Source organism: Caenimonas soli (assembly GCF_013155545.1).
GTDB lineage: Bacteria > Pseudomonadota > Gammaproteobacteria > Burkholderiales > Burkholderiaceae_C > Ramlibacter > Ramlibacter soli.
Genome location: NZ_JABJVV010000001.1, coordinates 488,988 through 513,690 on the forward strand (window position 1 = coordinate 488,988; position 24,703 = coordinate 513,690).

The 24,703-nt window shown below is 65.3% G+C and carries 21 protein-coding genes; 2 read left to right on the forward strand and 19 right to left on the reverse strand.

From position 1 onward, the window contains the following. Nucleotides 1-309: 309 nt before the first annotated feature. Nucleotides 310-2,562 (forward strand): PhoX family protein, encoded by a 2,253-nt coding sequence (locus HNE04_RS02390; RefSeq protein WP_172216389.1) that lies wholly within the window; start codon nt 310-312, stop codon nt 2,560-2,562. A 19-nt stretch (nt 2,563-2,581) separates the two neighbouring features. On the opposite strand, the gene glmM is transcribed toward HNE04_RS02390, so the two are convergent. From glmM to HNE04_RS02410, 4 genes are all read right to left on the reverse strand, one after another. Further along, nucleotides 2,582-3,916, reverse strand: a complete 1,335-nt coding sequence (gene glmM, locus HNE04_RS02395; RefSeq protein WP_172216390.1) for a phosphoglucosamine mutase — start codon at nt 3,914-3,916, stop codon at nt 2,582-2,584. After that, nucleotides 3,913-4,776: a dihydropteroate synthase gene (gene folP, locus HNE04_RS02400; RefSeq protein WP_456237037.1), complete on the reverse strand. Its 864-nt coding sequence runs from the start codon at nt 4,774-4,776 to the stop codon at nt 3,913-3,915. Before folP ends, glmM begins: the two co-directional genes overlap by 4 nt. 73 nt (nt 4,777-4,849) lie before the next feature. Beyond that, a complete protein-coding gene (ftsH, locus tag HNE04_RS02405; protein ID WP_172216391.1) occupies nt 4,850-6,766 on the reverse strand; it encodes an ATP-dependent zinc metalloprotease FtsH in 1,917 nt (638 codons plus the stop codon). A 103-nt stretch (nt 6,767-6,869) separates the two neighbouring features. Continuing rightward, nucleotides 6,870-7,523, reverse strand: a complete 654-nt coding sequence (locus HNE04_RS02410; protein ID WP_172216392.1) for an RlmE family RNA methyltransferase — start codon at nt 7,521-7,523, stop codon at nt 6,870-6,872. A 38-nt stretch (nt 7,524-7,561) separates the two neighbouring features. Between HNE04_RS02410 and HNE04_RS02415 the strand changes: the two genes are divergently transcribed. Beyond that, nucleotides 7,562-8,041, forward strand: coding sequence for a YhbY family RNA-binding protein (locus tag HNE04_RS02415; protein ID WP_172216393.1), 480 nt, complete (start codon nt 7,562-7,564; stop codon nt 8,039-8,041). Here the strand turns inward: HNE04_RS02415 and HNE04_RS02420 are convergent. The 15 genes from HNE04_RS02420 to HNE04_RS02490 form a co-directional block, all read right to left on the reverse strand. Continuing rightward, entirely contained in the window at nt 8,019-8,456 is a 438-nt protein-coding gene (locus HNE04_RS02420; protein WP_172216394.1) for a DUF4149 domain-containing protein, read from the reverse strand. The two genes, HNE04_RS02415 and HNE04_RS02420, sit on opposite strands and share 23 nt — an antisense overlap. A gap of 1 nt (nt 8,457) precedes the next feature. Then, nucleotides 8,458-8,934: a transcription elongation factor GreA gene (gene greA, locus HNE04_RS02425; RefSeq protein WP_172216395.1), complete on the reverse strand. Its 477-nt coding sequence runs from the start codon at nt 8,932-8,934 to the stop codon at nt 8,458-8,460. 70 nt (nt 8,935-9,004) lie between these two features. After that, nucleotides 9,005-12,235 carry a carbamoyl-phosphate synthase large subunit gene (gene carB / locus HNE04_RS02430; protein ID WP_172216396.1) on the reverse strand — a complete coding sequence of 1,077 codons (3,231 nt, stop codon included), beginning with the start codon at nt 12,233-12,235 and terminating at the stop codon, nt 9,005-9,007. Nucleotides 12,236-12,237: 2 nt separating this feature from the next. Next, nucleotides 12,238-13,404 (reverse strand): glutamine-hydrolyzing carbamoyl-phosphate synthase small subunit, encoded by a 1,167-nt coding sequence (carA, locus tag HNE04_RS02435; RefSeq protein WP_172216397.1) that lies wholly within the window; start codon nt 13,402-13,404, stop codon nt 12,238-12,240. 142 nt (nt 13,405-13,546) lie between these two features. Continuing rightward, the gene (locus HNE04_RS02440) at nt 13,547-14,326 is read right to left on the reverse strand and encodes a TrmH family RNA methyltransferase (protein WP_172216398.1); all 780 of its coding nucleotides are present in this window, start codon (nt 14,324-14,326) and stop codon (nt 13,547-13,549) included. Beyond that, complete coding sequence (rnhB, locus tag HNE04_RS02445) at nt 14,323-14,982, reverse strand: ribonuclease HII (RefSeq protein WP_172216400.1); 660 nt, start codon at nt 14,980-14,982, stop codon at nt 14,323-14,325. The genes HNE04_RS02440 and rnhB overlap by 4 nt, the downstream gene beginning before the upstream one ends. Beyond that, nucleotides 14,954-16,093 (reverse strand): lipid-A-disaccharide synthase, encoded by a 1,140-nt coding sequence (gene lpxB, locus HNE04_RS02450; RefSeq protein WP_235964712.1) that lies wholly within the window; start codon nt 16,091-16,093, stop codon nt 14,954-14,956. Before lpxB ends, rnhB begins: the two co-directional genes overlap by 29 nt. A 3-nt stretch (nt 16,094-16,096) precedes the next feature. Next, on the reverse strand, nt 16,097-16,891 hold the full coding sequence (gene lpxA, locus HNE04_RS02455; protein WP_172216402.1) for an acyl-ACP--UDP-N-acetylglucosamine O-acyltransferase: 795 nt from the start codon (nt 16,889-16,891) through the stop codon (nt 16,097-16,099). 12 nt (nt 16,892-16,903) lie between these two features. Then, on the reverse strand, nt 16,904-17,344 hold the full coding sequence (gene fabZ, locus HNE04_RS02460; protein ID WP_172216404.1) for a 3-hydroxyacyl-ACP dehydratase FabZ: 441 nt from the start codon (nt 17,342-17,344) through the stop codon (nt 16,904-16,906). Further along, nucleotides 17,341-18,318 (reverse strand): UDP-3-O-(3-hydroxymyristoyl)glucosamine N-acyltransferase, encoded by a 978-nt coding sequence (gene lpxD, locus HNE04_RS02465; protein ID WP_172216406.1) that lies wholly within the window; start codon nt 18,316-18,318, stop codon nt 17,341-17,343. The genes fabZ and lpxD overlap by 4 nt, the downstream gene beginning before the upstream one ends. A 12-nt stretch (nt 18,319-18,330) precedes the next feature. Then, nucleotides 18,331-18,840, reverse strand: a complete 510-nt coding sequence (locus HNE04_RS02470) for an OmpH family outer membrane protein (RefSeq protein WP_172216408.1) — start codon at nt 18,838-18,840, stop codon at nt 18,331-18,333. Next, complete coding sequence (gene bamA, locus HNE04_RS02475; RefSeq protein WP_172216410.1) at nt 18,840-21,134, reverse strand: outer membrane protein assembly factor BamA; 2,295 nt, start codon at nt 21,132-21,134, stop codon at nt 18,840-18,842. Before bamA ends, HNE04_RS02470 begins: the two co-directional genes overlap by 1 nt. A gap of 47 nt (nt 21,135-21,181) precedes the next feature. Next, a complete protein-coding gene (gene rseP / locus HNE04_RS02480) occupies nt 21,182-22,540 on the reverse strand; it encodes an RIP metalloprotease RseP (RefSeq protein WP_172216412.1) in 1,359 nt (452 codons plus the stop codon). A gap of 22 nt (nt 22,541-22,562) precedes the next feature. Continuing rightward, the gene (locus HNE04_RS02485) at nt 22,563-23,753 is read right to left on the reverse strand and encodes a 1-deoxy-D-xylulose-5-phosphate reductoisomerase (protein WP_172216414.1); all 1,191 of its coding nucleotides are present in this window, start codon (nt 23,751-23,753) and stop codon (nt 22,563-22,565) included. Nucleotides 23,754-23,838: 85 nt separating this feature from the next. Then, complete coding sequence (locus HNE04_RS02490; RefSeq protein WP_172216416.1) at nt 23,839-24,690, reverse strand: phosphatidate cytidylyltransferase; 852 nt, start codon at nt 24,688-24,690, stop codon at nt 23,839-23,841. Between the last annotated feature and the right edge of the window lie 13 nt (nt 24,691-24,703).

Here is a 24,703-nt window from a genome sequence, read left to right on the forward strand (position 1 = left end):
CTCCTTGCCTAGCAGCCCGATGACGCGTTCCAGTTCACCGAGCTCCGGGACTGCATGCGTCAGCGCGCCCTCCGTTCGCGCAGCCGCCAGCGCTGCAGGGAGACGAATTCGGCCAGCCCGCGCAGCACGACGGCGCCAAGCGCAAGCAAGTGGATCGGGTGGGTGCGGGTATTCATCCCCGTCATCCTCGCGCATTCATATTTCAAAACGATGAAAGACCCCCAGTCCGCGGTTTAACCACCGTGTCACGAAGGATTCTTACGCTCGGCGGCTGCATTGCACAACAACCACCGAAAGGCGTAGAAAGAAATGACCGCACCCCACGACGACGAGAACTTCAACAACAGTTCCAACCCCTCTTTCAACGACGTCCTCGATGCGCGGCTGACCCGTCGCCATGCCTTGCGCGTGAGCGTGGGCACAGCCGGTGCCGCTGTGCTGGGCTCCTTCCCCCTGGCCAGCTGTGGCGGCGGCAGCGATCCCGCCGCGGCGCCGGCGCCGGCTCCGGCCCCCGCAGCTGCGACCGCCATCAGCCTGAGCTTTCCCGCCGTCGCCAAGAGCATGGCCGACGCGGTGGCTGTGCCCACCGGCTATACCGCCACGGTGCTTTACGCAATGGGCGATCCGCTCACGGCCGCCACAGCCGAATTTATGAACGACGGTACCGACACGGGCTTCGACAACCGTGCGGGCGATCATCACGATGGCATGGAGTACTTCGGTCTGAACGCGGCCGGAACGGCTCGGGACGTGGCGGGCTCGGAGCGCGGCCTGCTGGCCATGAATCACGAAGCACTGACCGACCAGTTCCTTCACGCCGCGGGAACCACGGCGAATCCGCGCCCGGCCGCCGAGGCCGATAAGGAGATTCCCGCGCATGGCGTTTCCGTCGTGGAAGTGCGCAAGGTCAACGGCAAGTTCGCCTACCAGAAAGGTTCGGCCTTCAACCGCCGCGTCACGCCCGCGACGCCGCTGCAGATCAACGGCCCGGCCCGCGGTAATGCCTTGATGAAGACGAAATTCTCGACGGCCGGTACCGATGGCCGCGGCACCATCAATAACTGCGGCACCGGCTACACGCCCTGGGGCACGTTCGTCACCGGCGAGGAAAACTGGTCAGGCTATTTCCGCCGCGGCGACGACGAACTGGTTCGGGGTGGCGTCACGTCGCGCAGCAACGTTTCGCTGGCCCGCTACGGCCGGGCCAAGAACAGCGCCAGCCGCCACGGCTGGGAAACCGCGGGCGCGGACGACAAGTACGCCCGCTGGGACATCACCCAGACCGGCGTGTCGACGGATGGCACGGACGACTACCGCAACGAACTCAACACCTTCGGCTACATCGTGGAGATCGATCCCTACGACAAGAACGTCGCGGTCCGCAAGCGCACGGCGCTGGGCCGGTTCGCGCACGAAAGCGCCGCCTTCAGCAAGCTCGTGGCGGGCAAGCCGCTGGCCGTGTACATGGGCGACGACTCGCGCGGCGAGTACATCTACAAGTTCGTGTCCACCGCCAACTGGGTTGCCGCGGACGCCAGCCCGGCCAACCGCATCACCACCGGCGACAAGTACCTGGACAGCGGCAAGCTCTATGTCGCCAAGTACAGCGCCGATGGCACGGGCCAGTGGATCGAGCTGAACATCGCCGATATCTCCATTGCCAACTACGCGACCTACGACTTCGCCGACCAGGCCGACGTGCTGGTCAACGCCCGCCTGGCTGCCGACGCGGTGGGTGCGACCAAGATGGATCGTCCCGAGTGGTGCGCCGTGCATCCGGTGACCGGCGAGGTGTACTACACGCTGACCAACAACAGCAACCGCAAGGTCGAGCCGGCCAGCTCCTCGCAGATGGCGGTGGACGCAGCCAACCCCCGCTCCTACACCGACGCACCGACCGCCGCCGCGTCCCCGGGCAACGTCAACGGCCACATCATCCGCATGAAAGAAGGTTCCGGCGACGCCGCTGCGCTGTCGTTCACGTGGGACGTGTACCTGTTCGGCGCGCAGGCCGATGCCGACCTGGCGAAGGTGAACCTGTCGGCGCTCACGGCCGACCAGGACTTCTCCAGCCCGGACGGCCTGTGGTTCAGCCCGAAGACCGGCCTGTGCTTCATCCAGACGGACGACGGCGCCTACACCGATGTCACCAACTGCATGATGCTGATCGGCAAGCCCGGCGCGGTGGGCGACGGCACCACGCCGACGCTGTCTTACACCAAGGGCGACGGCAGCACCGTGACCGTGCAGACGCGCATGGGCGCCAAGCCCACGACGGATACGCTGCGCCGCTTCCTGGTCGGCCCGAAGGATTGCGAAATCACGGGCATCTCCGAAACCCCGGACGGCAGGACGCTCTTCGTGAACGTGCAGCATCCGGGCGAAACCATCAGCAAGGCGAACGTCACCGACCCGACGAAGTACTTGAGCCATTGGCCCGGCAATGCGGGCTACGGCGCGGGTGGCGCGAATGCGCGTCCCCGTTCGGCCACGATCGTCATCACCCGCAACGATGGCGGGCTCATTGGCGGTGACGGTACCGTGGTACTCAACAGCTACTGAGTCGGCAGGGCCGGGCTAATCACCCGGCCCTGACCGCCTCGGCCAGGCGCTGCGCCGTGTCTTTTGCCTGCGTCTCGTCGCGGGCTTCCACCATGACGCGCAGCAACGGTTCGGTGCCGCTGGGGCGGATCAGGACCCGGCCGTGGCCCGCGAGCTCGGCTTCCGCGCGGAGGGTTTCCGTGGCCAGCGCCTGGTTCTTTTTCCAGTCCTGTCCCGCCTGCAGCCGCACATTGATCAGCGTCTGGGGGAACAGGCTCACGCCCTCGAGCAGCTGCGAGAGGCTGCGGCCGCTGCGAACGACGGCCGTGAGCACCTGCAAGGCGCTGATGAGGCCATCGCCCGTGGTGTGCTTGTCCAGTGCCAGCAAGTGGCCCGAGCCTTCTCCACCCAGGATCCAGCGCCGTTTTTCGAGTTCTTCCAGCACATAGCGGTCGCCCACCTTGGCGCGCACGAACTCGACGCCTCGCGCTTTCAGCGCCACCTCGACGGCCATGTTCGTCATCAGCGTCCCTACCACGCCCGGCAGCGACTCGCCCCGCTCCAGGCGATCGATGGCCATCAGATAGAGCAGTTCGTCGCCGTTGTAGAGGCGCCCGTCACCGTCCACCAGTTGCAAGCGGTCGGCATCACCGTCCAGGGCGATACCGAAGTGGGCCCCGTGGGTCTTGACCGCCTGGACCAACGCTTCCGGATGGGTGGCACCCACCTTGTTGTTGATGTTCAGGCCGTCGGGCGAACAACCGATGCTCACGACCTCGGCGCCGAGTTCATGGAAGACTTTGGGAGCGATCTGATAGGCCGCGCCATGCGCCGCATCGACCACGATGGTCATGTTGCGCAAGGTCAGGTCGTTGGCGAACGTGCTCTTGCAGAACTCGATGTAGCGGCCCGCGGCGTCGTCCAGGCGCCTGGCCTTGCCCAGCGTGGCCGAATCTGCCCACACAGGCGGTTCCTGCAGCGCGGCTTCGACCGCGATCTCCCATTCGTCGGGCAGTTTGGTGCCCTGCGCACTGAAGAACTTGATGCCGTTGTCGGGATAGGGGTTGTGGCTGGCGCTGATGACCACGCCGAGGCTGGCGCGCTGGGCCCGCGTGAGGTAGGCGACGCCCGGCGTGGGCAGCGGCCCCAGCAACACCACGTCGACGCCGGCGGAGTTGAAGCCCGACTCCAGGGCGCTTTCCAGCATGTAGCCGGAAATGCGGGTGTCCTTGCCGATCAGGACCGTCGGACGGTTTTCGGTTTTCTTCAGCACCCGGCCGACGGCGTGCGCCAGGCGCAGCACGAAGTCCGGCGTGATGGGCGGTTGGCCGACCGTGCCTCGAATGCCGTCGGTGCCGAAATAGGTTCTGCTCATGGATTGGATTCCCTGCTTTGGTTATGCGCCATCGAATGCATGGCGTGGCGCACTTTCAGTGCGGCTATTGTTTCCTTGACGTCGTGCACGCGCACGATGTGCGCTCCGCGCTCCACCGCCAGCAAGGCTGCTGCTACGCTGGGGGCCTGCCTCTCGTTGACTGGCAGCCCGGTGACGTTGCCTAGCGAAGACTTGCGCGACCAGCCGGCCAGCAAGGCGTAACCGCCCGCTAGCAGCTCATGCTGGCGCGCCAGCAGCGCGAAGTTCTGTTCCACCGTTTTGCCGAAGCCGATGCCCGGGTCCCAGGCGATGCGCGCCGGGTCGACCCCCATCTCGCGCAGGCCCTTGGAGGCCTCTTGCAGGAACGCGAAGACCTGGGGCACGGCGTCGCCCTCCATGGGCGAGCGCTGCATGGTCTGGGGTTCGCCGTGCATGTGCATCAGGCAGATGCCGCATTGGGGATGCGACACGACCGTTTCGCGCGCGCCCGGTTGCCGCAGCGCCCAGATGTCGTTGATGATGTCGGCCCCGATGTCGAGTGCCTGGCGCATGACCTCGGGCTTGTAGGTATCGATCGAGACCGGAATCCCCAGCGTCACGGCGTCGCGCAGCACGGGCAGTACCCGCGCCAGTTCCTCATCCAAGGGCACGGGCGGCGTTCCCGGCCGGCTGGACTCGCCGCCTATGTCCAGGATGTGCGCGCCCTCGACCAGCAGCTTCTCGCAGTGCGCCAGGGCCGAGCGGGTGCTGGCATAGCGCCCGCCATCCGAAAAGGAATCGGGCGTGACGTTCACGATCCCCATGACCCGGGGACGCGACAGATCGATCACGTAGCGGGAGGTTTGCCAGTGCAATTGCATGGGTCCGATTTTCGCTCAACGCAAGTACAAGGGGGCCGCGAGGCCCCCTTGTTTGCTCCTTGGCTCCGCAGCGTTACGCTGCGGTCGGCGCCGGATCGGCCCCCACCGGGGAACCGCCCGAGCCGCCGCCGCTGCCCGAGGGAGGCGTGCGTGGCGTCCAGTCCTTGGGCGGACGCGGCTCCTTGCCGGCCATGATGTCGTCCAGCTGCTCGGAATCGATGGTTTCCCATTCCAGCAAGGCCTTGGCCATGGCGTGCATCTTGTCCTTGTTGTCCTCGATCAGCTTGCGAGCCAACGCGTATTGCTCGTCGATGATGCGGCGCACCTCGCCGTCGACCTTCTGCATGGTCGATTCGCTGATGTTGGTGGTCTTGGTCACCGAGCGGCCCAGGAAAACCTCGCCCTCGTTCTCGGCATAGACCATCGGCCCCAGGGCGTCGCTCATGCCGTAGCGCATCACCATGTCGCGCGCCAGATGGGTCGCGCGCTCGAAGTCATTCGACGCGCCGGTGGTCATCTGGTTCATGAACACCTCTTCCGCGATCCGCCCGCCGAACAGCATGGCGATCTGGTTGAGCATGTATTCGCTGTCGTAGCTGTAGCGGTCCTGCGCCGGCAGGCTCATGGTCACGCCCAGTGCGCGGCCGCGCGGGATGATGGTGACCTTGTGAACCGGGTCGCACTTGGGCAGCAGCTTGCCAATCAGGGCATGGCCGGACTCGTGGTAAGCCGTGTTGCGGCGCTCTTCCTCGGGCATCACCATGCTCTTGCGCTCGGGACCCATGAAGATCTTGTCCTTGGCCTTCTCGAAGTCCTGCATTTCGACCACGCGGGCGTTGCGGCGCGCGGCCATCAGGGCGGCTTCGTTGCACAGGTTCGCCAGGTCGGCGCCGGACATTCCGGGTGTGCCGCGGGCGATGATGCTCGGGGCGACGTCCTGGCCGATCGGGATCTTGCGCATGTGCACGTTCAGGATCTGCTCGCGCCCGCGGATGTCGGGCAGCTGCACGTAGACCTGGCGGTCGAAACGGCCGGGGCGCAGCAAGGCGGCGTCCAGGATGTCCGGCCGGTTGGTGGCCGCGACCACGATCACGCCCAGGTTGGTTTCGAAGCCGTCCATCTCGACCAGCATCTGGTTCAAGGTCTGCTCGCGCTCGTCGTTGCCGCCGCCCAGGCCGGCACCGCGCTGGCGGCCGACCGCGTCGATTTCATCGATGAAGATGATGCAAGGCGCATTCTTTTTTGCGTTTTCGAACATGTCCCGGACGCGGGCCGCGCCCACGCCGACGAACATTTCGACGAAATCGGAGCCGGAAATCGAGAAGAACGGCACTTTGGCTTCGCCGGCGATGCCCTTGGCCAGCAGCGTCTTGCCGGTGCCGGGGGGGCCGACGAGCAGCAAACCGCGCGGGATTCGCCCGCCCAGCTTCTGGAATTTCTGCGGATCCTTCAGGAAATCGACGACTTCCTTGACTTCCTCTTTCGCTTCGTCACAGCCTGCAACATCGGCGAAGGTCACCTGGTTGTTGTTTTCGTCGAGCATGCGCGCCTTGCTCTTGCCGAAGCTGAAGGCGCCGCCCTTGCCGCCGCCCTGCATCTGGCGCATGAAGTAGATCCAGACCCCGATCAGTAGCAACATGGGTCCCCAGCTGACCAGCAAGGTCATGAGGAGCGAGCCTTCTTCGCGCGGCTTGACGTCGAACTTGACGTTGTTGGCGATCAGGTCGCCCACCAGCCCACGGTCGAGGTAGGTCGCCGTCGTGCGGATCTTGCGATCCTCGGTGGTGATGGCAATGATCTCGGTGCCGCCCTGGCCTTCCTGGATGATGGCGTTCTTGATGCGCTTGCCCCGCACTTCCTCCAGGAAGTCGGAATAGCCCATCACCGCCGCGCCGGCCGCGCCACGTGTATCGAACTGCTTGAAAACGGTAAACAGCACGAGCGCTATGACGAGCCACACGGCAATTTTGGAAAACCACTGATTGTTCAACTGCGTCTCCGGAAAGAGTACTTGTCTAGTTGCTGCCCATTCTAGGCGTTTCAAGGCATGGAATGATGTATTTTCGCTACGGGGCCTATAGGGCTTGCACGCCCTATTCGCCCTTCAATCCCAGGCCTATCAGGAAGGTTTCGGATGACTTATCGCGCGAGGCCTTTGGCTTCAGAGGCTTCACGACCCGGAAAGTTTCTTTGAACAGCTTGACAAGCTCGATGTAGCCGCCTCCGTGAAACACCTTGGTTACGAGTGCGCCCTCGGGCTTCATGTGGTTGAGGGAAAAATCGACGGCCAGTTCGACCAGGTGGGCGATGCGGGCGGTGTCGGCCGATTCGATGCCCGACAGGTTGGGCGCCATGTCGGACACCACGACATCGGCCTTGCGCCCGGCCATCGCTGCCTCCAGCTTCGCCAGCACCTCGGGCTCGCGGAAGTCGCCCTGGATGAACAGCACGCCCTCGATCGGATCCATCGGGAGAATGTCCAGGGCGATGATGGTCCCATTCAGCGCACCCGCGGCAGCGCCGCCGGGCGAGAGTTTGCGGCGCACGTACTGGCTCCAGGCGCCAGGCGTCGAGCCCAGGTCCACCACCAGATGCCCCGGCTTGATCAGGCCCAGGGTTTCGTCGATTTCCTTGAGCTTGTAGGCGGCACGGGCGCGGTAGCCCTCCCGCGCGGCGAGCTTGACGTACGGGTCGTTGACGTGGTCGTTCAACCACGCACGGTTGACCTTCTTGCTTTTCTGTTTCAATTTTTCGGCCTTTCGCGGCTCACACCGATAATACGTTCATGCCTGCAATTCAACTGACAGTGGCCCAGCGTAAGGAACACCGCGCCGAAGCCCACCACCTCGACCCGGTCGTCATGATCGGCAACGACGGCCTGACACCCGCCATCAAGAAGGAAACCGATGCCGCGCTCAGCGCCCACGGCCTGATCAAGATCCGCGTGCTGGGTGACGATCGCGCCAAGCGCGAGGAAATCTACCTCGCCCTGGCCGACGAACTGGGCGCCGCGCCGATCCAGCACATCGGCAAGCTGCTGGTCCTGTGGCGTCCCAAGCCCGCCAAGGCCAAGGCCGCCGCCGACGAGGACCGCAAGCCCGGCCCGCGCGAGTTCAAGGTGCTCAAATACAGCAAGCAAGGCGGCCAGCGGCCCGAGGTGAAAACCCTGCGCGTGCTGGGTAATCAGCGGCTGACGCCCGGCGGCCAGGTCAGGCGGGCCAAGGCACCCAAGCAGAAATCGGTCAAGAAGGGCCGTCAGGCCTGAGCTGGCTGGTCTTCCACAAGGCCACGCCCGCGCACAGCCACTGCAGCAGGTACATGGCGCTGCCTACGCCGTGCCACAGCTTGATGTTCTCCCGCGCCAGGATCCGGGGCGCAATCGCGAACTCCGCCAACAGCGCGAGCAGCACACCCGCCAAAATGAAGCCCAGGGCGCCCTGCGCCCAATCCATCCGGGCGTCTTGAGGCCCTGAGCGCGAAGCGAGCATCAGGATTGCCGCGCAGGCCAGCGCCACCCAGGTTTGCGCCGTGAACAGCCGGGCGGCCATCTGGCCGGCCAGCGCGGGCGTCGGCAGGTGCGCGAACAGCAGCGGCACGACCAGGAAGCCCGTGGTGGTGAGGCTGCCCCACCACAGCGCGGCGGCCAGCACCGGAACCCGGGCTTTCCAGGCGCCGCTCATGTCAAAGGTAATTGATGCCGACGATCTCGTAGCGCTTCACGCCGCCGGGGGCCAGCACTTCGGCCGTGTCGCCCTCTTCCTTGCCGATCAGGGCACGGGCGATGGGGCTGGAAATGTTGATCAAGCCCTGCTTCAGGTCGGCCTCGTCCTCGCCCACGATCTGGTACTTCACGGTCTCGCCGGAGTCTTCTTCCTCGAGCTCCACGGTCGCACCGAATACGACCCTGCCGCCGGCCTCGACCACGGCGGGATCGATGATCTGCGCCGCAGCCAGCTTGCCTTCGATTTCCTGGATGCGGCCTTCGATGAAGCCTTGGCGATCCTTGGCGGCTTCGTACTCGGCGTTTTCGGACAGGTCACCCTGCGCGCGGGCTTCGGCGATCGCGTTGATCACCCAGGGGCGCTGGACGGTCTTGAGCTGGTGCAGCTCGGCCTTCAGCTTCTCGGCGCCGCGTTTGGTGATGGGAATGGTGGCCATGACAATTTCTCTCCGGGTCAAATGAAAACCGCCGGGCGTTGCCGACCGGCGGTTGTTCCTAGTACCCCAATTATGCCAGTTGAGCGTGCAGCTCTTGCAGCGAGTAAACGTCCAGGTTGTCCATGTATTTCATGCCCTCGACGGCCGCTTCAGCCCCGGCGATGGTGGTGAAAGTGGTAACCCGCGCCAGCAGCGACGAGGTGCGGATGGCGCGCGAGTCGGCGATGGCGTTGCGGCGCTCTTCCACCGTATTGATCACCATCACGATCTCGTTGTTCTTGATCATATCCACCACATGGGGCCGGCCTTCCGTGACCTTGTTCACGGTCGCGCAGGAAATGCCCTCGGCTGAAATGGCGGCGGCCGTGCCCTTGGTGGCCACGATCTCGAAACCTTGGGCGGCCAGCTGGCGCGCCACCTCGACGGCACGCGGCTTGTCGCTGTTCTTTACCGTGAGAAACACCTTGCGCACCGCGTCCGTGGGCCGCGGCAGCTTGGTGCCGGCGCCGAGCTGGCTCTTGACGAAGGCTTCGCCGAAGGTCTTGCCCACGCCCATGACCTCACCGGTGGACTTCATCTCCGGGCCGAGGATGGTGTCCACGCCCGGGAACTTGACGAACGGGAACACGGCCTCCTTCACGCTGAAGTAAGGCGGCGTCACTTCCTGGGTGATGCCCTGCGACTCCAGCGTCTGGCCCACCATGCAGCGGGCCGCCACCTTGGCCAGCTGGATGCCGGTCGCCTTGCTGACGAAGGGCACGGTGCGCGAGGCGCGCGGGTTGACCTCCAGCACGTAGATCACGTCCTTGCCGTTGACTTCCTGGATCGCGAACTGCACGTTCATCAGGCCGACCACGTTGAGCCCGCGGGCCATGGCCGCGGTCTGGTTCTTCATCTCGTCGACGGTTTCCTTGGACAGCGAGTACGGCGGCAGCGAGCAGGCGGAATCGCCCGAATGCACGCCGGCCTGTTCGATGTGTTCCATCACGCCGCCGATGAAGGTGCGCTGGCCGTCGGAGAGGCAGTCGACATCGCACTCGATCGCGTCGTTCAGGAACCGGTCCAGCAGCACCGGCGAATCGTGGGAAACCTTCACGGCTTCGCGCATGTAGCGCTCCAGGTCGCGCTGCTCGTGCACGATCTCCATGGCCCGGCCGCCCAGCACGTAGCTGGGGCGCACGACCAGGGGATAGCCGAGCGCGGCGGCTTTCTCCAGCGCCTCGGCTTCGGTACGCGCCGTCGCATTCGGCGGCTGCAGCAGCTTGAGCTCGTGCAGCAGCTTCTGGAAGCGTTCGCGGTCTTCGGCAGCGTCGATCATGTCCGGGCTGGTGCCGATGATGGGCACGCCCTCGGCCTCCAAGCCCAGCGCCAGCTTCAGCGGCGTCTGGCCACCGTACTGCACGATCACGCCCAGCGGCTTTTCCTTGTCCACGATCTCCAGCACGTCTTCCAGCGTCAGCGGCTCGAAGTAAAGGCGATCCGAGGTGTCGTAGTCTGTGGACACGGTTTCCGGATTGCAGTTGACCATGATGGTCTCGTAGCCGTCCTCGCGCATCGCCAGCGCGGCATGCACGCAGCAATAGTCGAACTCGATGCCCTGGCCGATGCGGTTGGGCCCGCCGCCCAGGACCATGATCTTCTTGTTGTTGGTGGGCTCGGCCTCGCACTCGTCCTCGTAGGTCGAGTACATGTAGGCGGTGTTGGTGGCGAACTCGGCGGCGCAGGTGTCCACGCGCTTGTAGACCGGGCGGATCCCCAGCGCGCGGCGCTTCTCGCGGATCACCTTGTCCGTGGTCTTGAGCTGCCGGGCCAGGCGGCGGTCGGAGAAGCCTTTCTTCTTGAGCATGAGCAGCGTGGCCGCATCGATGTCTTCCAGGCGCGTCTTCTCCAGCTCGAGCTCGATCTTCACGATCTCCTCGATCTGCACCAGGAACCACTTGTCGATCTTGGTGAGGTCGTACACCTCGTCCACGGAGAGACCCAGGGCGAAGGCATCGCCCACGTACCAGATGCGTTCGGGTCCGGGCGCGCCGAGTTCCTTCTCCAGCACTTCGCGGTCCTGCGTCATCTCGTTCAGGCCATCGACACCGACTTCCAGCCCGCGCAGGGCCTTCTGGAACGACTCCTGGAAGGTGCGGCCCATGGCCATCACCTCGCCCACCGACTTCATCTGAGTCGTCAGGCGGCTGTCGGCCTGGGGAAACTTCTCGAAGGCAAAGCGCGGGATCTTGGTGACCACGTAATCGATGCTCGGCTCGAAGCTGGCGGGCGTGGCGCCGCCGGTGATCTCGTTGCGCAATTCATCGAGCGTGTAACCCACAGCCAGCTTGGCTGCGACCTTGGCAATCGGGAAGCCCGTGGCCTTGGAGGCCAGCGCCGAAGAGCGCGAAACGCGGGGGTTCATCTCGATCACGACCATGCGGCCGTCCTGGGGGTTGATCGAGAACTGCACGTTGGAGCCGCCCGTGTCCACGCCGATCTCGCGCAGCACCGCAATGGATGCGTTGCGCATGATCTGGTATTCCTTGTCGGTCAGCGTCTGCGCGGGCGCGACCGTGATCGAGTCGCCGGTGTGCACGCCCATCGGGTCGAGGTTCTCGATAGAGCAGATGATGATGCAGTTGTCGGCCTTGTCGCGCACGACCTCCATCTCGAACTCTTTCCAGCCGAGCAGCGATTCCTCGATCAGCAGTTCGCTGGTGGGCGAGGCTTCCAGGCCGCGCTTGCAGATCACCTCGAACTCTTCGGAGTTGTAGGCGATGCCGCCGCCGGTGCCGCCCAGCGTGAAGCTGGGGCGAATGACAGTGGGGAAGCCCACGGTTTTTTGCACCGCCCAGGCCTCTTCCATCGAATGGGCGATGCCCGAGCGCGCCGAGCCCAGGCCGATCTTGGTCATTGCCTCCTTGAACTTCAGGCGGTCTTCGGCCTTGTCGATGGCCTCGGGCGTGGCGCCGATCAGTTCGACCTTGTACTTCTCCAGCACGCCGTTGTGCCACAGGTCCAGCGCGCAGTTGAGCGCGGTCTGGCCGCCCATGGTCGGCAGGATCGCGTCGGGCTTTTCCTTGGCGATGATCTTCTCGACCGTCTGCCAGGTGATGGGCTCGATGTAGGTGACGTCGGCCGTGGCCGGGTCGGTCATGATCGTGGCCGGGTTGCTGTTGATCAGGATGACCTTGTAGCCCTCCTCGCGCAGCGCCTTGCAGGCCTGCACCCCGGAGTAGTCGAATTCGCAGGCCTGGCCGATGATGATGGGGCCCGCGCCGATGATGAGGACGCTCTTGATGTCTGTACGTTTGGGCATGTTTACTTCTTCTGATCCATGAGGCCCGTGAAACGGTCGAACAGGTAGCCGATGTCGTGCGGCCCCGGCGAGGCTTCAGGGTGGCCCTGGAAGCAGAACGCCGGCCTGTCGGTGCGGGCCAGTCCCTGCAGCGTGCCGTCGAACAGGCTCACGTGGGTGGCGCGAAGGTTGGAGGGCAGTGTCTTCTCGTCCACGGCGAAACCGTGGTTCTGGCTGGTGATGCTCACGCGGCCGTTGTCCAGGTCCTTGACCGGGTGGTTGGCGCCGTGGTGGCCGAACTTCATCTTGAAGGTCTTGGCGCCCGAAGCCAGGGCCATGATCTGGTGGCCCAGGCAGATGCCGAAGGTCGGGTAGCCGGCTTCGATCAGGTCGCGCGTCGCTTCGATCGCGTAGTCACAGGGCTCCGGGTCGCCGGGGCCGTTGGACAGGAACACGCCGTCGGGCTTGAGCTTCTTGACTTCGGATGCGGGCGTCTTCGCCGGCACCACCGTCACCTTGCAGCCGCGCTCGGCCAGCATGCGCAGGATGTTCTTCTTGACGCCGTAGTCGAAAGCGACCACGTGGTACTTGCTGTCCTTCTGTTCGCCGTAGCCCGATCCCAGGCGCCACTCGCTCTGGGTCCAGTGATAGGGCTCGGACACCGAGACCACCTTGGCGAGGTCCAGTCCGCTCATGCTGGGCGCGCCCTTGGCGGCCGCGATGGCCTTGTCCGTTAGCGCCGGCGTGACTTCCTCACCGGCTGCGAGGCCGATGATGCAGCCGTTTTGCGCGCCCTTGGTGCGCAGCATGCGGGTGAGCTTGCGGGTGTCGATGTTCGCGATCGCCACCGTGTTCTGGGCCTTCAGGTACTGTGACAGCGTCTGGCTGGTGCGGAAGTTCGACGCGATCAGCGGCAGGTCGCGGATGATGAGGCCCGCGGCATGGACCTTGCTGGCTTCGACGTCCTCTTCGTTGACGCCGTAATTGCCGATGTGCGGATACGTGAGCGTCACGATCTGCTGGCAGTAGCTCGGGTCGGTGAGGATTTCCTGGTAACCGGTAATGGCCGTGTTGAACACGACTTCGCCGGTGGTGGAGCCGGGGGCTCCGATCGAATTACCAATAAAGACCGTGCCGTCTGCGAGCGCCAGGATGGCGGGAGGGCTGGTTCCCTGTTGAGACAAAAGCACTGGGTTCTCCGGATGGTTACGGTACGCCCAAACGCGCTTCAAGAGTGGACTCTCGATGGCTGCTTGTGTTTAGGGAGATGGCTTGATGCGCTAGGCGTACGGGGGGTTTGCGGGAAAGCCCCTAATTATAGCCGAAGCACTCTCAGATGGACCGTGCGATGGCACTCGCGTGCAGGCAGATTGCCGCGGCGGACGCGACGTTCAGCGATTCCTCGCCGCCTGGCTGGGCAATGCGCACCGAAAGCTGGGCGCGGCGCGCGATTTCCGGGCTCACGCCCTGCCCTTCGTGGCCCAACGCCCATGCGCAAGGCCAGGGCAATTGCTGCTTGTGCAGCAACTCGCCCTGATGCGAACTGGTGACGATCACCGGCACCTCGAGTGGCTCCAGTTGCGCCGGCTCGAGCCCTTCCACCAGCCGCAGTCCGAAGTGCGCACCCATCCCGGCACGCAGCACCTTGGGGCTCCACAACCCCGCCGTTCCCGTGAGGGCGGCGATCTGGCGAAACCCGAATGCCGCCGCGCTGCGCAGGATCGCACCCACGTTGCCCGCGTCCTGCACGCGATCGAGGATCACCGTGGCCTGGCCGGGCTGCAAGGCGGGCGCCTGCGGCAACTCCAGCACGAAGCCCATGCGCCCGGGAGACCCCAGCGCGCTCAAGCCGGCGAAAAGCGCGTCGGCAACCACCACATTCTTCACGGCCTGGCCCGACCATTCGGTCACGGCCATGGGCCAGAAGGACTCTGCAAACACCGCCACTTCCGGCTTCACACCGCGCTCGACGGCGGCGCGGCAAAGGTGGTCGCCTTCCAGCCAGATACGGCCCTGCTTGCGATAGGTGGTGCCATCCTGCGCGAGCCGGCGCAGATCCTTGAGCCAGGGATTGGCCGCCGAGGTGACGAACTGGGGGTCGGCGGAGGTCACGAGACGGTGATGGAAACGGCAACACCGTTCTCATCCTCGACCGTGAACGTGGCCGCGACCGGGCTGAAGAACTTCCGGTGGTGGCGGCAGGCTCCGTGGGTTCGCAAGGCCTCCAGGTGCTCGGGCGTGCCGTAACCCTTGTGGGAGGCAAAGCCGTATTGCGGGAATTCCTGGTGCAGCGTTTCGCACAGCCGGTCGCGGTGCACCTTGGCCAGGATGGATGCGGCGGAGATGGACTTGATCTTGGCGTCGCCGCCGATCACTGCTTCAGCCAGCACGTCGATCATGGGAAGGCGGTTCCCGTCCACCATCACCTTGGCGGGTTTCAGGCGCAGGCCCTCTACCGCGCGCTTCATCGCCAGCATGGTCGCGTGCAGGATGTTGAGCGTGTCGATCTCCTCCACGCTGGCCTGGGCCACCGAGCAGCACAGCGCTTTCTCGCAGATCAGGTCGTACAGCCGGTCGCGCTGCAAGGGCGTCAGCACCTTGGAATCGGCCAGGCCTCGGATGCGTTTGGTATCGTCCAGGATCACCGCGGCGGCCACCACAGGCCCGGCCAACGGGCCACGGCCGGCCTCGTCCACGCCCGCCATCAGCCCGATCGGGTCCCAGTTCAGGCGACCCTGCTCAGCTTTCAATAACTTTTTCGATGGCATTGGTGGCCAGTGTTGCGGTGTCGCGCTTCAGCTGTATGTGCAGCGCTTTGAATTTCTCTTGTACGGCCGTCATTCTGGCAGGAGCTTGCAGCCATTCCAACACTGCCGCAGCAAGCGACTCGGGATTGGCCTCGTCTTGCACCAGCTCGGGCACCACGAATTCGCCGCAAAGAATGTTGGGCAGGCCTATCCAGGGCTGGAGCTGCTTGCGCCGCATGATCCGGTAGGTGAGCCAGTTCATGTTGTAGGCAATCACCATCGGGCGCTTGAACAATGCCGCTTCCAGGGTGGCAGTGCCGCTGGCAATCAGCGTCAGGTCGCAGGCCGCCAGCACGGTGTGCGACTGGCCGGCGACGATCTTGAGCCCCCTGCCCAGCCCGGCTGCGCGAGCGGCCTCCTCCACCACCGCCAGCAGCGCCGGGATCGCCGGCACGACCAGCTTGATGCCGGGCCTGGCCTTTTGCACGAGCGCCGCGGCCTTGAAGAAAGCCGGGGCCAGGTACTTGACCTCGGAGGCACGGCTGCCCGGCAGGATGGCGAGGACTTCGTCGTTTTCGCGCAGCCCGAGCGCGCGGCGGGCCGCTGCCTTGTCCGCAACCATGGGAATCACGCTCGCCAGTGGATGCCCTACGTAGGTCGATGCGATGCCATGTTGGGCGAGCAGTTCGGGCTCGAAGGGGAAGATGCACAGCACATGGTCGGCGGCGCGCCTGATCTTGTCCACGCGGTCGGCGCGCCAGGCCCAGATGGAGGGGCACACGAAGTGGACGGTCTTGATACCCCGCGCCTTGAGGGCTGTCTCGAGGTCCAGGTTGAAATCGGGCGCGTCCACCCCGATGAAAGCTTGGGGCGGGTTCTCTAGCAGGCGCTTCTTGAGTTGGCTTCGGATGCCGACGATCTCGCGGTAATGCCGCAGGACCTCGACATAGCCGCGAACCGCGAGCTTCTCGTGCGGCCACCAGGCCTGGAAGCCTTGAGCAGCCATTCGCGGGCCGCCGATGCCGTCCGCCGTCAACGCAGGCCAGCGCGACCTCATGCCTTGCAGCAGCAGCCCGGCCAGCAAGTCGCCGGACGCCTCGCCTGCGACCATGGCAAACCGGGGGGAGTCCATGGGTTATCGGACGATGCCGCGTTGCGGCGAGACCCGTTCCAGGAAGGCCAGCATCATCTGGACATCCGGCGCCGCTTCCGGCGTCTTGCCGGGCAGCTCGGCGATGCGGCTCTTCGCCTGCTCGAGCGTGAGCTCGTCGCGGTACAGCGCCTTGTGCATGGCCTTCACGGCCGCGATGCGCTCGGGAGAAAATCCGCGCCGGCGCAGGCCTTCGAAATTCATCGACCGGGCCTGGGCCGGCTGGCCCTGGCTCATCACGTAAGGAGGCTGGTCGGCGAACAGCAGGGAGCACATCGCCGTCATGCCATGGGCGCCGATCCGCACGAACTGGTGCACCACGGTGAAGCCGCCGAGGATCACCCAGTCGCCCACTTCCACGTGGCCCGCCAGCTGGGAGTTGTTGGCGAAGATGGTGTTGTCGCCGACGATGCAGTCATGGGCCAGGTGCACGTAGGCCATCAGCCAGTTGTCGTTGCCCACCCGGGTCACGCCGCCGCCGCCGGGCGAGCCGATGTTGAAGGTGCAGAACTCGCGGATGGTGTTGCGGTCGCCAATCACCAGCTCGCAGGGCTCGCCTGCGTATTTCTTGTCCTGCGGGACCCCGCCGAGCGAGGTGAACTGGAAAATGCGGTTGTCGCGGCCGATCGTCGTGTGGCCCTCGATCACGGAGTGCGGCCCCACGGTCGTGCCGGCGCCGATCTTCACGTTGGGACCGATGACCGTGTACGGGCCCACGGTCACGGAGCCATCGATCTCGGCCTTCGGGTCGACAACCGCCGTTGAATGGATTTGCGCCACCGCCAGCGACCTCTAAGCGACAGTGCGCATGGTGCACATCAGCTCGGCCTCGCAGGCCAGCTCCTCGCCGACGCGGGCAATGCCGTGGAACTTGAAGATCCCCGACTTCATGCGTCCCAGCGTCACGTCCATCACCAGCTGGTCACCGGGTTCCACCGGGCGCTTGAAGCGCGCAGCGTCGATGCCGGCGAAGTAGTACACGGTCTTGTCATCGGGCGTGACGCCCATGGTGGCGAACGACAGCAGCGCTGCGGTCTGGGCCATCGCTTCCAGCATCAGCACGCCCGGCATCACCGGCCGGTGCGGAAAGTGGCCAACGAAAAACGGCTCGTTGATCGTCACGTTCTTGAGCGCCTTGATGCTCTTGCCCTTTTCGAGCTCGAGCACTCGGTCCACCAGCAGGATGGGGTAGCGGTGCGGCAGCTGCTTGAGGATTTGGTGGATGTCCATCATGATTCGGTCTTTTTCTCGAGGGCCTTGAGCCGTTCGCGCAGCTTGTGCAGCTGTTTGAGCGAGGCCGCGTTCTTTTCCCAGACCGCATTGTCGTCGATGGGAAATATGCCGGTGTAATGGCCCGGCTTGAGGATGGATCGCGTCACCAGCGATGTCGCGGAAATATGGACGTGGTCGGCGATGGTCAGGTGCCCCAGGATGCCGGCGCGCCCGCCGATCGTGCAGTAAGCCCCTATCGTGGCGGTGCCGGCGACGGCGGCGCAGCCCGCCATCGCGGTGTGCTTGCCGATGTGGACGTTGTGGCCGATCTGGATCAGGTTATCGAGCTTGACGCCGTCCTCGATCACCGTGTCCTGCAGCGCGCCGCGATCGATGCAGGTGTTGGCACCGATCTCGACGTCGTTGCCGATGCGCACCGCCCCCAGTTGCTCGATCTTTTCCCAGGCGCCATCGGTGTCGGGCGCGAAGCCGAAGCCATCGGCCCCGATGACCACGCCGGGATGGACGATGCAGCGGTCGCCGATCACGCAGTTCTCGCCCACGCTCACGCGCTGCTTGAGCACCGTGCCGGCGCCGATGCGGGCGCCCCGCTCTATCACGCAGAGCGGACCGATGCGGGCGGTGGGATCGATCACCGCGTCCGGGTCGATGACGGCGCTGGGATGAATCGCCGGACCCGAGACCGGCGCCAGCTGCTTCTTCCATAGCTGGGTCGCACGGGCAAAGTACAGGTAGGGCTGGTCGGAGACGATGCAGTCGCCGCGGGCCAGCGCCGCCTGGCGCATGGCAGGCGCGACGATCACGCAGGCGGCTCGGGAGGTGGCCAGCTGCTGCCCGTATTTGGGATTGCTCAGGAAGCTCAGCTGGGACGGCGTGGCCGCTTCCAACGATGCCAGGCCGGTAATGGCCCGCTCGGGATCGCCGCAAAGCTCGCCGCCGAGGGCCTCAACGATCGAGCCTAGGCGCAGTTGCACACCGAAACGCGGCTAGCGCGCTGCGTTAAGCGCCTTGATCACCTTGTCGGTGATGTCGTGCTTGGGGTTGATGTACACGGCTTCTTGCAGCACCACGTCGTACTTCTCGGCTTCGGCAACCTGCTTGACGACGCGGTTGGCACGCTCGAGCACTTGCTGCAGTTCCTCGTTCTTGCGCGCGTTCAGGTCTTCCTGAAATTCGCGGCGCTTGCGCTGGAAGTCGCGGTCCTGGTCCAGCAGCTGCTTCTGGCGCTGCACGCGCTGGCTTTCGGACAAGGTGGGCGCCTCGCGCTCGAACTTGTCGGACAGGCCCTTGAGGGCATTGCCCTGGTCGGTGAGCTCTTTTTCGCGACGGGAGAATTCCTGCTCCAGCTTGGCCTGGGCGGCCTTGGCGGTGTTCGCCTCACGGAAGATGCGGTCGGTGTTGACGAAGCCGACCCGGAACTCCTGCGCCTGCACTTGCAGGGCGAGCGCCAGCGCGCCGAAAACGAACACGAGGCATTGACGGGACAGGTACTTCATCAGAAAGAGGTTCCGATCTGGAATTGCAATCTCTGGATTCTATCGCCAGCGAACTTGCGGATGGGATGGGCAGCGGCCAGCCGGAGCGGGCCCACGGGGGAAATCCAGGAAAGGCCAACGCCGACCGACGCGCGCAGGTCTCCAAATTGCAATCTCTCGTTCTCGCCGAATACGTTGCCCGCGTCGACGAAACCGAACATTCGCAGCGTCCGGTCGTTGCCGGCGCCCGGGAACGGCGCAATGATCTCCGCATTCATCGTGATCTTGCGCGGCCCGCCGATCGTGGCGCCCGTCACGTCCCTGGGGCCCAGCGTACCCTGGTCGAAACCACGGACGGAACCCAGGCCACCCGAGTAGAAATTCTTGAAGACCGGGAACGGCCGGTCGCCCAGGCCCTTGCCCCAACCCAATTCGCCGTTGAACGCGAGCGTGAACTGCTTGTTCAGCGGCACGTATTGCTGGAACTGGTAGTTGCTGCGGACATAGCGGGCATCGCCCGCCACGCCGACTTCGGCGCCCAGGCGCTGCATGCGCCCACTGCTGGGGGCAATGGTGCTGTCGCGATCGTCACGCGACCAGCCGATGGTGAGTGGCAGAGCGGTACTGGTGTAGCCGAAGCGATTGGCATAGGCCAGGTAGGCAGCCGGGATGTTGGTGCCGGGTTTGATCTGGGTGCGTTCGACGCTGCCGCCGAAATAGACCGTATCCAGCTCGCTGAACGGAATGCCGAAGCGCAGGCCCGCACCCGTGGTGGCCAGTTCGTAGTTGCCGCCCTGATCCTCGTACGGCTTCGATGCGCGGTGGTACAGGTCGATCGTGCGGGAGATGCCGTCGGGCGTGAAGTACGGATTGACCGAGTTGAAGACGATGGTGCGGTTGTACTTGCTGGTATTGACGTCGACGCCCAGGTAGTTGCCGGAACCGAAGACGTTTTCCTGCTTGATCGAGAACGACAGGGCCAGCTTTTCGGCGCTGGAAAAGCCGGCGCCCAACTGCAGGCTGCCGGTGGGCTTTTCCACCACGTTGATGTTCAGGTCGACCTGGTCGGGCGCGCCTGCCACGTCGCTGGTCTCGACGGTGACTTCCTTGAAGTAGCCCAGGCGGTCGATCCGGTCGCGCGAGAGCTTGATCTTGTCGCCGTCGTACCAGGACGATTCGAACTGGCGAAACTCGCGGCGCAGCACCTCGTCGCGGGTGCGGTTGTTGCCCGAAATGTTGATGCGGCGGACATAGGCGCGGCGCGAAGGCTCGGCCAGGAGCACGAAGGACACGCGATTGTTGACGCGGTCGATTTCGGGGCGGGCCTCGACGTTGGCGAAGGCGTAGCCGAAATTGCCGAAGTAATCCGTGAAGGCCTTGGTCGTCTGGGCCACGTGGTCGGCGTTGTAGGGCTCGCCCGGGCGAATGGTCACCAGCGACTTGAATTCGTCGTCCTTGCCCAGGTAGTTGCCTTCGAGCTTGACGCTGGAAACCACATACCGCTCGCCTTCCGTCACGTTCACCGTGATGGAGATGTCCTGTTTGTTGGGCGAGATGGCCACCTGGGTGGAGTCGACGCGAAATTCAAGGAAGCCGCGGCTCAAGTAGTAGGAGCGCAGCGCTTCCAGGTCGGCATTGAGCTTGGCGCGCGAGTAGCGGTCGGACTTGGTGTACCAGCTCAGCATGCCGCCGGTATCCAGGTCGAACAGGCCCCTGAGCGTCGATTCGCTGAATGCCTTGTTGCCGACGATCCGGATTTCCTTGATGCGCGCCGGCTCGCCCTCGGTCACGGTGAAGGTCAGGTTGACCCGGTTGCGCTCGATCGGCGTCACCGTGGTCACGACCTCGGCGCCGTACAGGCTCTTGTTGATGTACTGGCGCTTGAGTTCCTGCTCGGCGCGGTCGGCCAGGCCCTGGTCATAAGGGCGGCCTTCGGTCAGGCCGATCTCGCGCAGGGCCTTTTTCAGCGCGTCCTTGTCGAACTCCTTGGCGCCCACGAAATCGACGTCGGCCACGGTCGGGCGTTCCTCGACGATCACGACCAGCACGTCCCCGCTTACCTCGAGCCGGACGTCCTTGAACAGGCCCAGGCCGAACAGCGCGCGGATGGCGGCCGAGCCCTTTTCATCGTTATAGAGGTCGCCGATGCGAAAGGGCAGCGACGCGAATATCGTGCCGGGCTCCACGCGCTGCAGGCCTTCCACCCGGATGTCGCGCACCGTGAAGGGATCCACCGCCCATGCATTGGCCACGAAGGCCATGGCGACCATGGCCGAAACGGTACGCACGCGAAAGCGCTTTATTTGTTTTTTCATGAATCAGGTGGGTCCGCATCGCCATTTCGGCGGCGCGGCAAACAAGGTTAACCAAAGAGACGGGTGACGTCGTTGAACAGCGCGATCGACATCATGACCAGCAGCACCGCTACCCCGCCGCGCTGCAAGCGCTCCATCCAGGCGTCCGAAACGCTCTTGCCCGTGATGGCCTCCCAAAGATAATACATCAGGTGCCCACCGTCCAAGACCGGCAGCGGCAGCAGGTTCAGCACCCCCAGGCTCACGCTGATCAAGGCGAGGAAGACCAGGTACTGCGTCAATCCCAGGCTGGCCGACTTGCCGGCGTAGTCGGCGATCGTCAGCGGGCCACTGAGGTTCCTGAGCGAAGCCTCGCCGATCACCATCCTGCCCATCATGCGCAGGGTGAGCACCGATACCTCCGAGGTACGCACCGCGCCCTTCCACAAACCTTCGAGCGGGCCGTAGCGCACGGTGATGAATTCGGGCGGCGCGCCGACGTAAGCGCCGATACGGCCCACAGCGGTGCTCCCGTCCTGCACGACGTCCGCCTGGACCGGCAGTTCCACCACCTGTCCTTCGCGGCGCACGCGCCAGGTTTCACGCACAGTCTCCCCGGATTTGACGCCTCCGCGGATCAGTTCACGCAACTGCTGGCCATCCACCACCTGCGTCTGCCCCACGGCCACCACCACATCGCCCTTGCGCAGGCCCGCGCGCTCAGCAGCGCCGCCGCCTTTCACCTCGCCGATGACGGGTGGGGTCCAAGGCCCCAGGATGCCGACCTTGCGGAACAGCTGGGCATCGGCGTCCGCCGACTGGATCGTGCTCAGGGGCAGCACGGCTTCCCGTCCGCCCGCGAGCTGCAACCGGACATCGTAGCCATCGAGGGCGCCGCGGGTCAGCAGCCAGCGCAGTTCTTCGAACGAGCGCACCGGCTGCGCCGTGTCGCCCTGGATACCGGCCTTCTCCACCACCTCGCCGCCGCGCAGGCCCGCCCGTTCCGCCACGGAGCCGGGCACCGGGCTGGCGAGAATGGGCTTGGGCTCCTCCACGCCGTACCAGTTCACGGCGGAATACAACAGGACCGCGAGCAGCAGATTGGCGATCGGGCCCGCGGCCACGATGGCGGTACGCGACTTCAGCGGCTGGGTATTGAACGCCAGGTGGCGTTCCTCGGGCGCAACCGGCCCTTCGCGCTCGTCGAGCATCTTCACGTAGCCGCCCAGGGGAAAGGCCCCGATCACGAATTCGGTGGTCTGTCCGTTCTTCTGCTTCCTGGGCTGCCAGCGATAGAGCGTCTTGCCGAAGCCCACCGAAAAACGCAGGACCTTCACCCCGCAAGCCACGGCCACCCGATAGTGGCCGTATTCGTGCACGGCGATCAGCAAACCCAGGGCGACGATGAAAGCAACGATGGTCAACATGGGCGCGCAACTCCGATCGAGGTCAGTTACCCAGCCGGCCTATGACTCGGCCCGCTGCTTCGCGGGAACGGGCGTCCAGGCCCAGCAAATCATCCAGCGATTCGGGCTTGGAGGCTGTAACCGCTTCCAAAGTTGCAACATTCACCTGGTGGATCTGGTCGAAGCGGATGCGCCGGTCCAGAAAGGCGGCAACACCGACCTCGTTGGCGGCATTCAGGATGGCCGTGGTGCCGGGGGGCGCGCGCAGGCAGTCCCACGCCAGCGACAGCCCGGGGAAGCGCTCGCGGTGGCCCCGGCTGTCCAGCGACTCGAAACTCATGTCCGCCAGGGCATGGAAGTCCAGCGCCTGGGCGCCCGAGGCCACACGGTCGGGCCAGGCCAGGCCGTAGGCGATGGGAACGCGCATGTCGGGCGTGCCCAGCTGCGCCACCACCGAGGTGTCGCGGTACTGGACCATGGAATGGATGACGCTTTGGGGATGAATCACCACTTCCAGGCGCTCCGGGGCCAGCCCGAAGAGGTAGCGCGCCTCGATCACCTCGAGCGCCTTGTTCATCATGGTGGCCGAATCCACCGAAATCTTGCGGCCCATCACCCAGTTGGGGTGGGCGCAAGCCTCTTCCGGGGTGACGTGGCGCAAGGTCGCCGGCTCGCGCGTGCGAAACGGCCCGCCCGACGCGGTGAGGATGATCTTTTCGACTCGCGCCTCCCAGGTTGCCGGATCTTCGGGCAAGGACTGGAAAATGGCCGAATGCTCGCTGTCGATGGGCAGCAGCTTGGCGCCACCCTGCCTCATGGCGGCCAGGAACAGGTCGCCGCCGACCACCAGGGCCTCCTTGTTGGCCAACAGCAGCCGCTTGCCCGCGCGAGCCGCCGCCAGGCACGAGGCCAGGCCCGCAGCACCAACGATAGCCGCCATCACGGCATCGACCGACTCGTGGGAGGCCACTTCTTCCAGCGCGCCTTGCCCCCAGAGGACTTTGACCGGGAGGCCGGCGCCCTCGACTTTTCGCGCCAGCTCGCGCCCCGGCCCTTCGCCGGCCATGACGGCGAACCGCGGCCGGAACTGCGCGCACTGCTGCAGCATGAGGTCGACCTGCGTCGCCGCGCTCAGCGCGAACACCTCGAAGCGGTCCGGATGCCGCGCGATCACGTCCAGCGTGTTGGCACCCACCGAGCCGGTAGAGCCCAATACCGCGATACGTTGTTTCATCACTCGAGCGACGCCGGGCCGCCCCAAGGCGCGAGGGCCCCCTCGGGGGGCAGCGCAGTCCACGAAGTGGCAAGCGTGGGGGTCGTCATGTCATCAGCGTGGCCAGCATCATGGCCAGAGGCAAGGTAGGGAGGAGCGCATCCACCCGGTCGAGCACGCCGCCATGGCCCGGCAGCAGGCGGCTGGAATCCTTGACGCCGGCCGCGCGCTTGATCAGCGATTCGACCAGGTCGCCCAGCACGCTCATGCTTGCCAGAAACACCGCGGCGATCACCAGCAGCCACCAGCCGCCCGCGGCCAGGCGCGTGTAGAGGCTGGGGACGCTGGCCTGCAAGGCCCGGTCGGCCAAGGTCCAGGCCACCGCCAGCACCAGCACGCCGGCCATGCCGCCCCAGACCCCTTCCCAGCTCTTGCCGGGGCTGATCGTGGGAGCCAGTTTGCTCTTGGTGAACTTGAGGCCGAAGGCGCGGCCCGCGGCGTAGGCGGCGATGTCCGCCACCCAGACCAGCACCAGCACAGACAACAGGAAGTTGATGCCGAACACCCTCGCCTGGGCCACCGCGAGCCAAGCCAGCCAAAGGGCCAGCACGCCGGCCACCAGCCGCACCGCGCGCGGGATATTCGGCCAGCCCGCCACGCCGACGCGCAGCAACCAGGCGCCGACCAGAACCCACACGGCCCCTGCCACCGACCACAGCAACGGCATGGGCCGCTCCAGCAGGCCCGCCGACCAGGACGCCGCGCACAGGACCAGGCAAGCCAGCGCCGCCGCGACCGAGCCGGCCTGGCCCAAACCGTTCAGGCGGCCCCACTCCCAAGCGCCCGCGGCAAGCAGCAACAGCGTAACCACGGCAAAGGGGACTGGCGACGGCCAGAACAACGCCGGCAGCAGGATGGCCAGCAGGACGACAGCGGTGATGATGCGTTGCTTGAGCATGCTCAGAACGCCG

What these genes read in the sequence shown, in the direction of transcription:
- HNE04_RS02420 (WP_172216394.1), bottom strand. Translation starts at nt 8,456, where the DNA reads ATGAGCGGCGCCTGGAAAGCCCGGGTTCCGGTGCTGGCCGCCGCGCTG.
- rnhB (WP_172216400.1), bottom strand. Translation starts at nt 14,982, where the DNA reads ATGCCATCGAAAAAGTTATTGAAAGCTGAGCAGGGTCGCCTGAACTGG.
- HNE04_RS02485 (WP_172216414.1), bottom strand. Translation starts at nt 23,753, where the DNA reads ATGAAACAACGTATCGCGGTATTGGGCTCTACCGGCTCGGTGGGTGCC.
- fabZ (WP_172216404.1), bottom strand. Translation starts at nt 17,344, where the DNA reads ATGATGGACATCCACCAAATCCTCAAGCAGCTGCCGCACCGCTACCCC.
- HNE04_RS02470 (WP_172216408.1), bottom strand. Translation starts at nt 18,840, where the DNA reads ATGAAGTACCTGTCCCGTCAATGCCTCGTGTTCGTTTTCGGCGCGCTG.
- HNE04_RS02490 (WP_172216416.1), bottom strand. Translation starts at nt 24,690, where the DNA reads ATGCTCAAGCAACGCATCATCACCGCTGTCGTCCTGCTGGCCATCCTG.
- carB (WP_172216396.1), bottom strand. Translation starts at nt 12,235, where the DNA reads ATGCCCAAACGTACAGACATCAAGAGCGTCCTCATCATCGGCGCGGGC.
- bamA (WP_172216410.1), bottom strand. Translation starts at nt 21,134, where the DNA reads ATGAAAAAACAAATAAAGCGCTTTCGCGTGCGTACCGTTTCGGCCATG.
- lpxB (WP_235964712.1), bottom strand. Translation starts at nt 16,093, where the DNA reads ATGGACTCCCCCCGGTTTGCCATGGTCGCAGGCGAGGCGTCCGGCGAC.
- glmM (WP_172216390.1), bottom strand. Translation starts at nt 3,916, where the DNA reads ATGAGCAGAACCTATTTCGGCACCGACGGCATTCGAGGCACGGTCGGC.
- rseP (WP_172216412.1), bottom strand. Translation starts at nt 22,540, where the DNA reads ATGTTGACCATCGTTGCTTTCATCGTCGCCCTGGGTTTGCTGATCGCC.
- HNE04_RS02415 (WP_172216393.1), top strand. Translation starts at nt 7,562, where the DNA reads ATGCCTGCAATTCAACTGACAGTGGCCCAGCGTAAGGAACACCGCGCC.
- HNE04_RS02390 (WP_172216389.1), top strand. Translation starts at nt 310, where the DNA reads ATGACCGCACCCCACGACGACGAGAACTTCAACAACAGTTCCAACCCC.
- greA (WP_172216395.1), bottom strand. Translation starts at nt 8,934, where the DNA reads ATGGCCACCATTCCCATCACCAAACGCGGCGCCGAGAAGCTGAAGGCC.
- folP (WP_456237037.1), bottom strand. Translation starts at nt 4,776, where the DNA reads ATGCAATTGCACTGGCAAACCTCCCGCTACGTGATCGATCTGTCGCGT.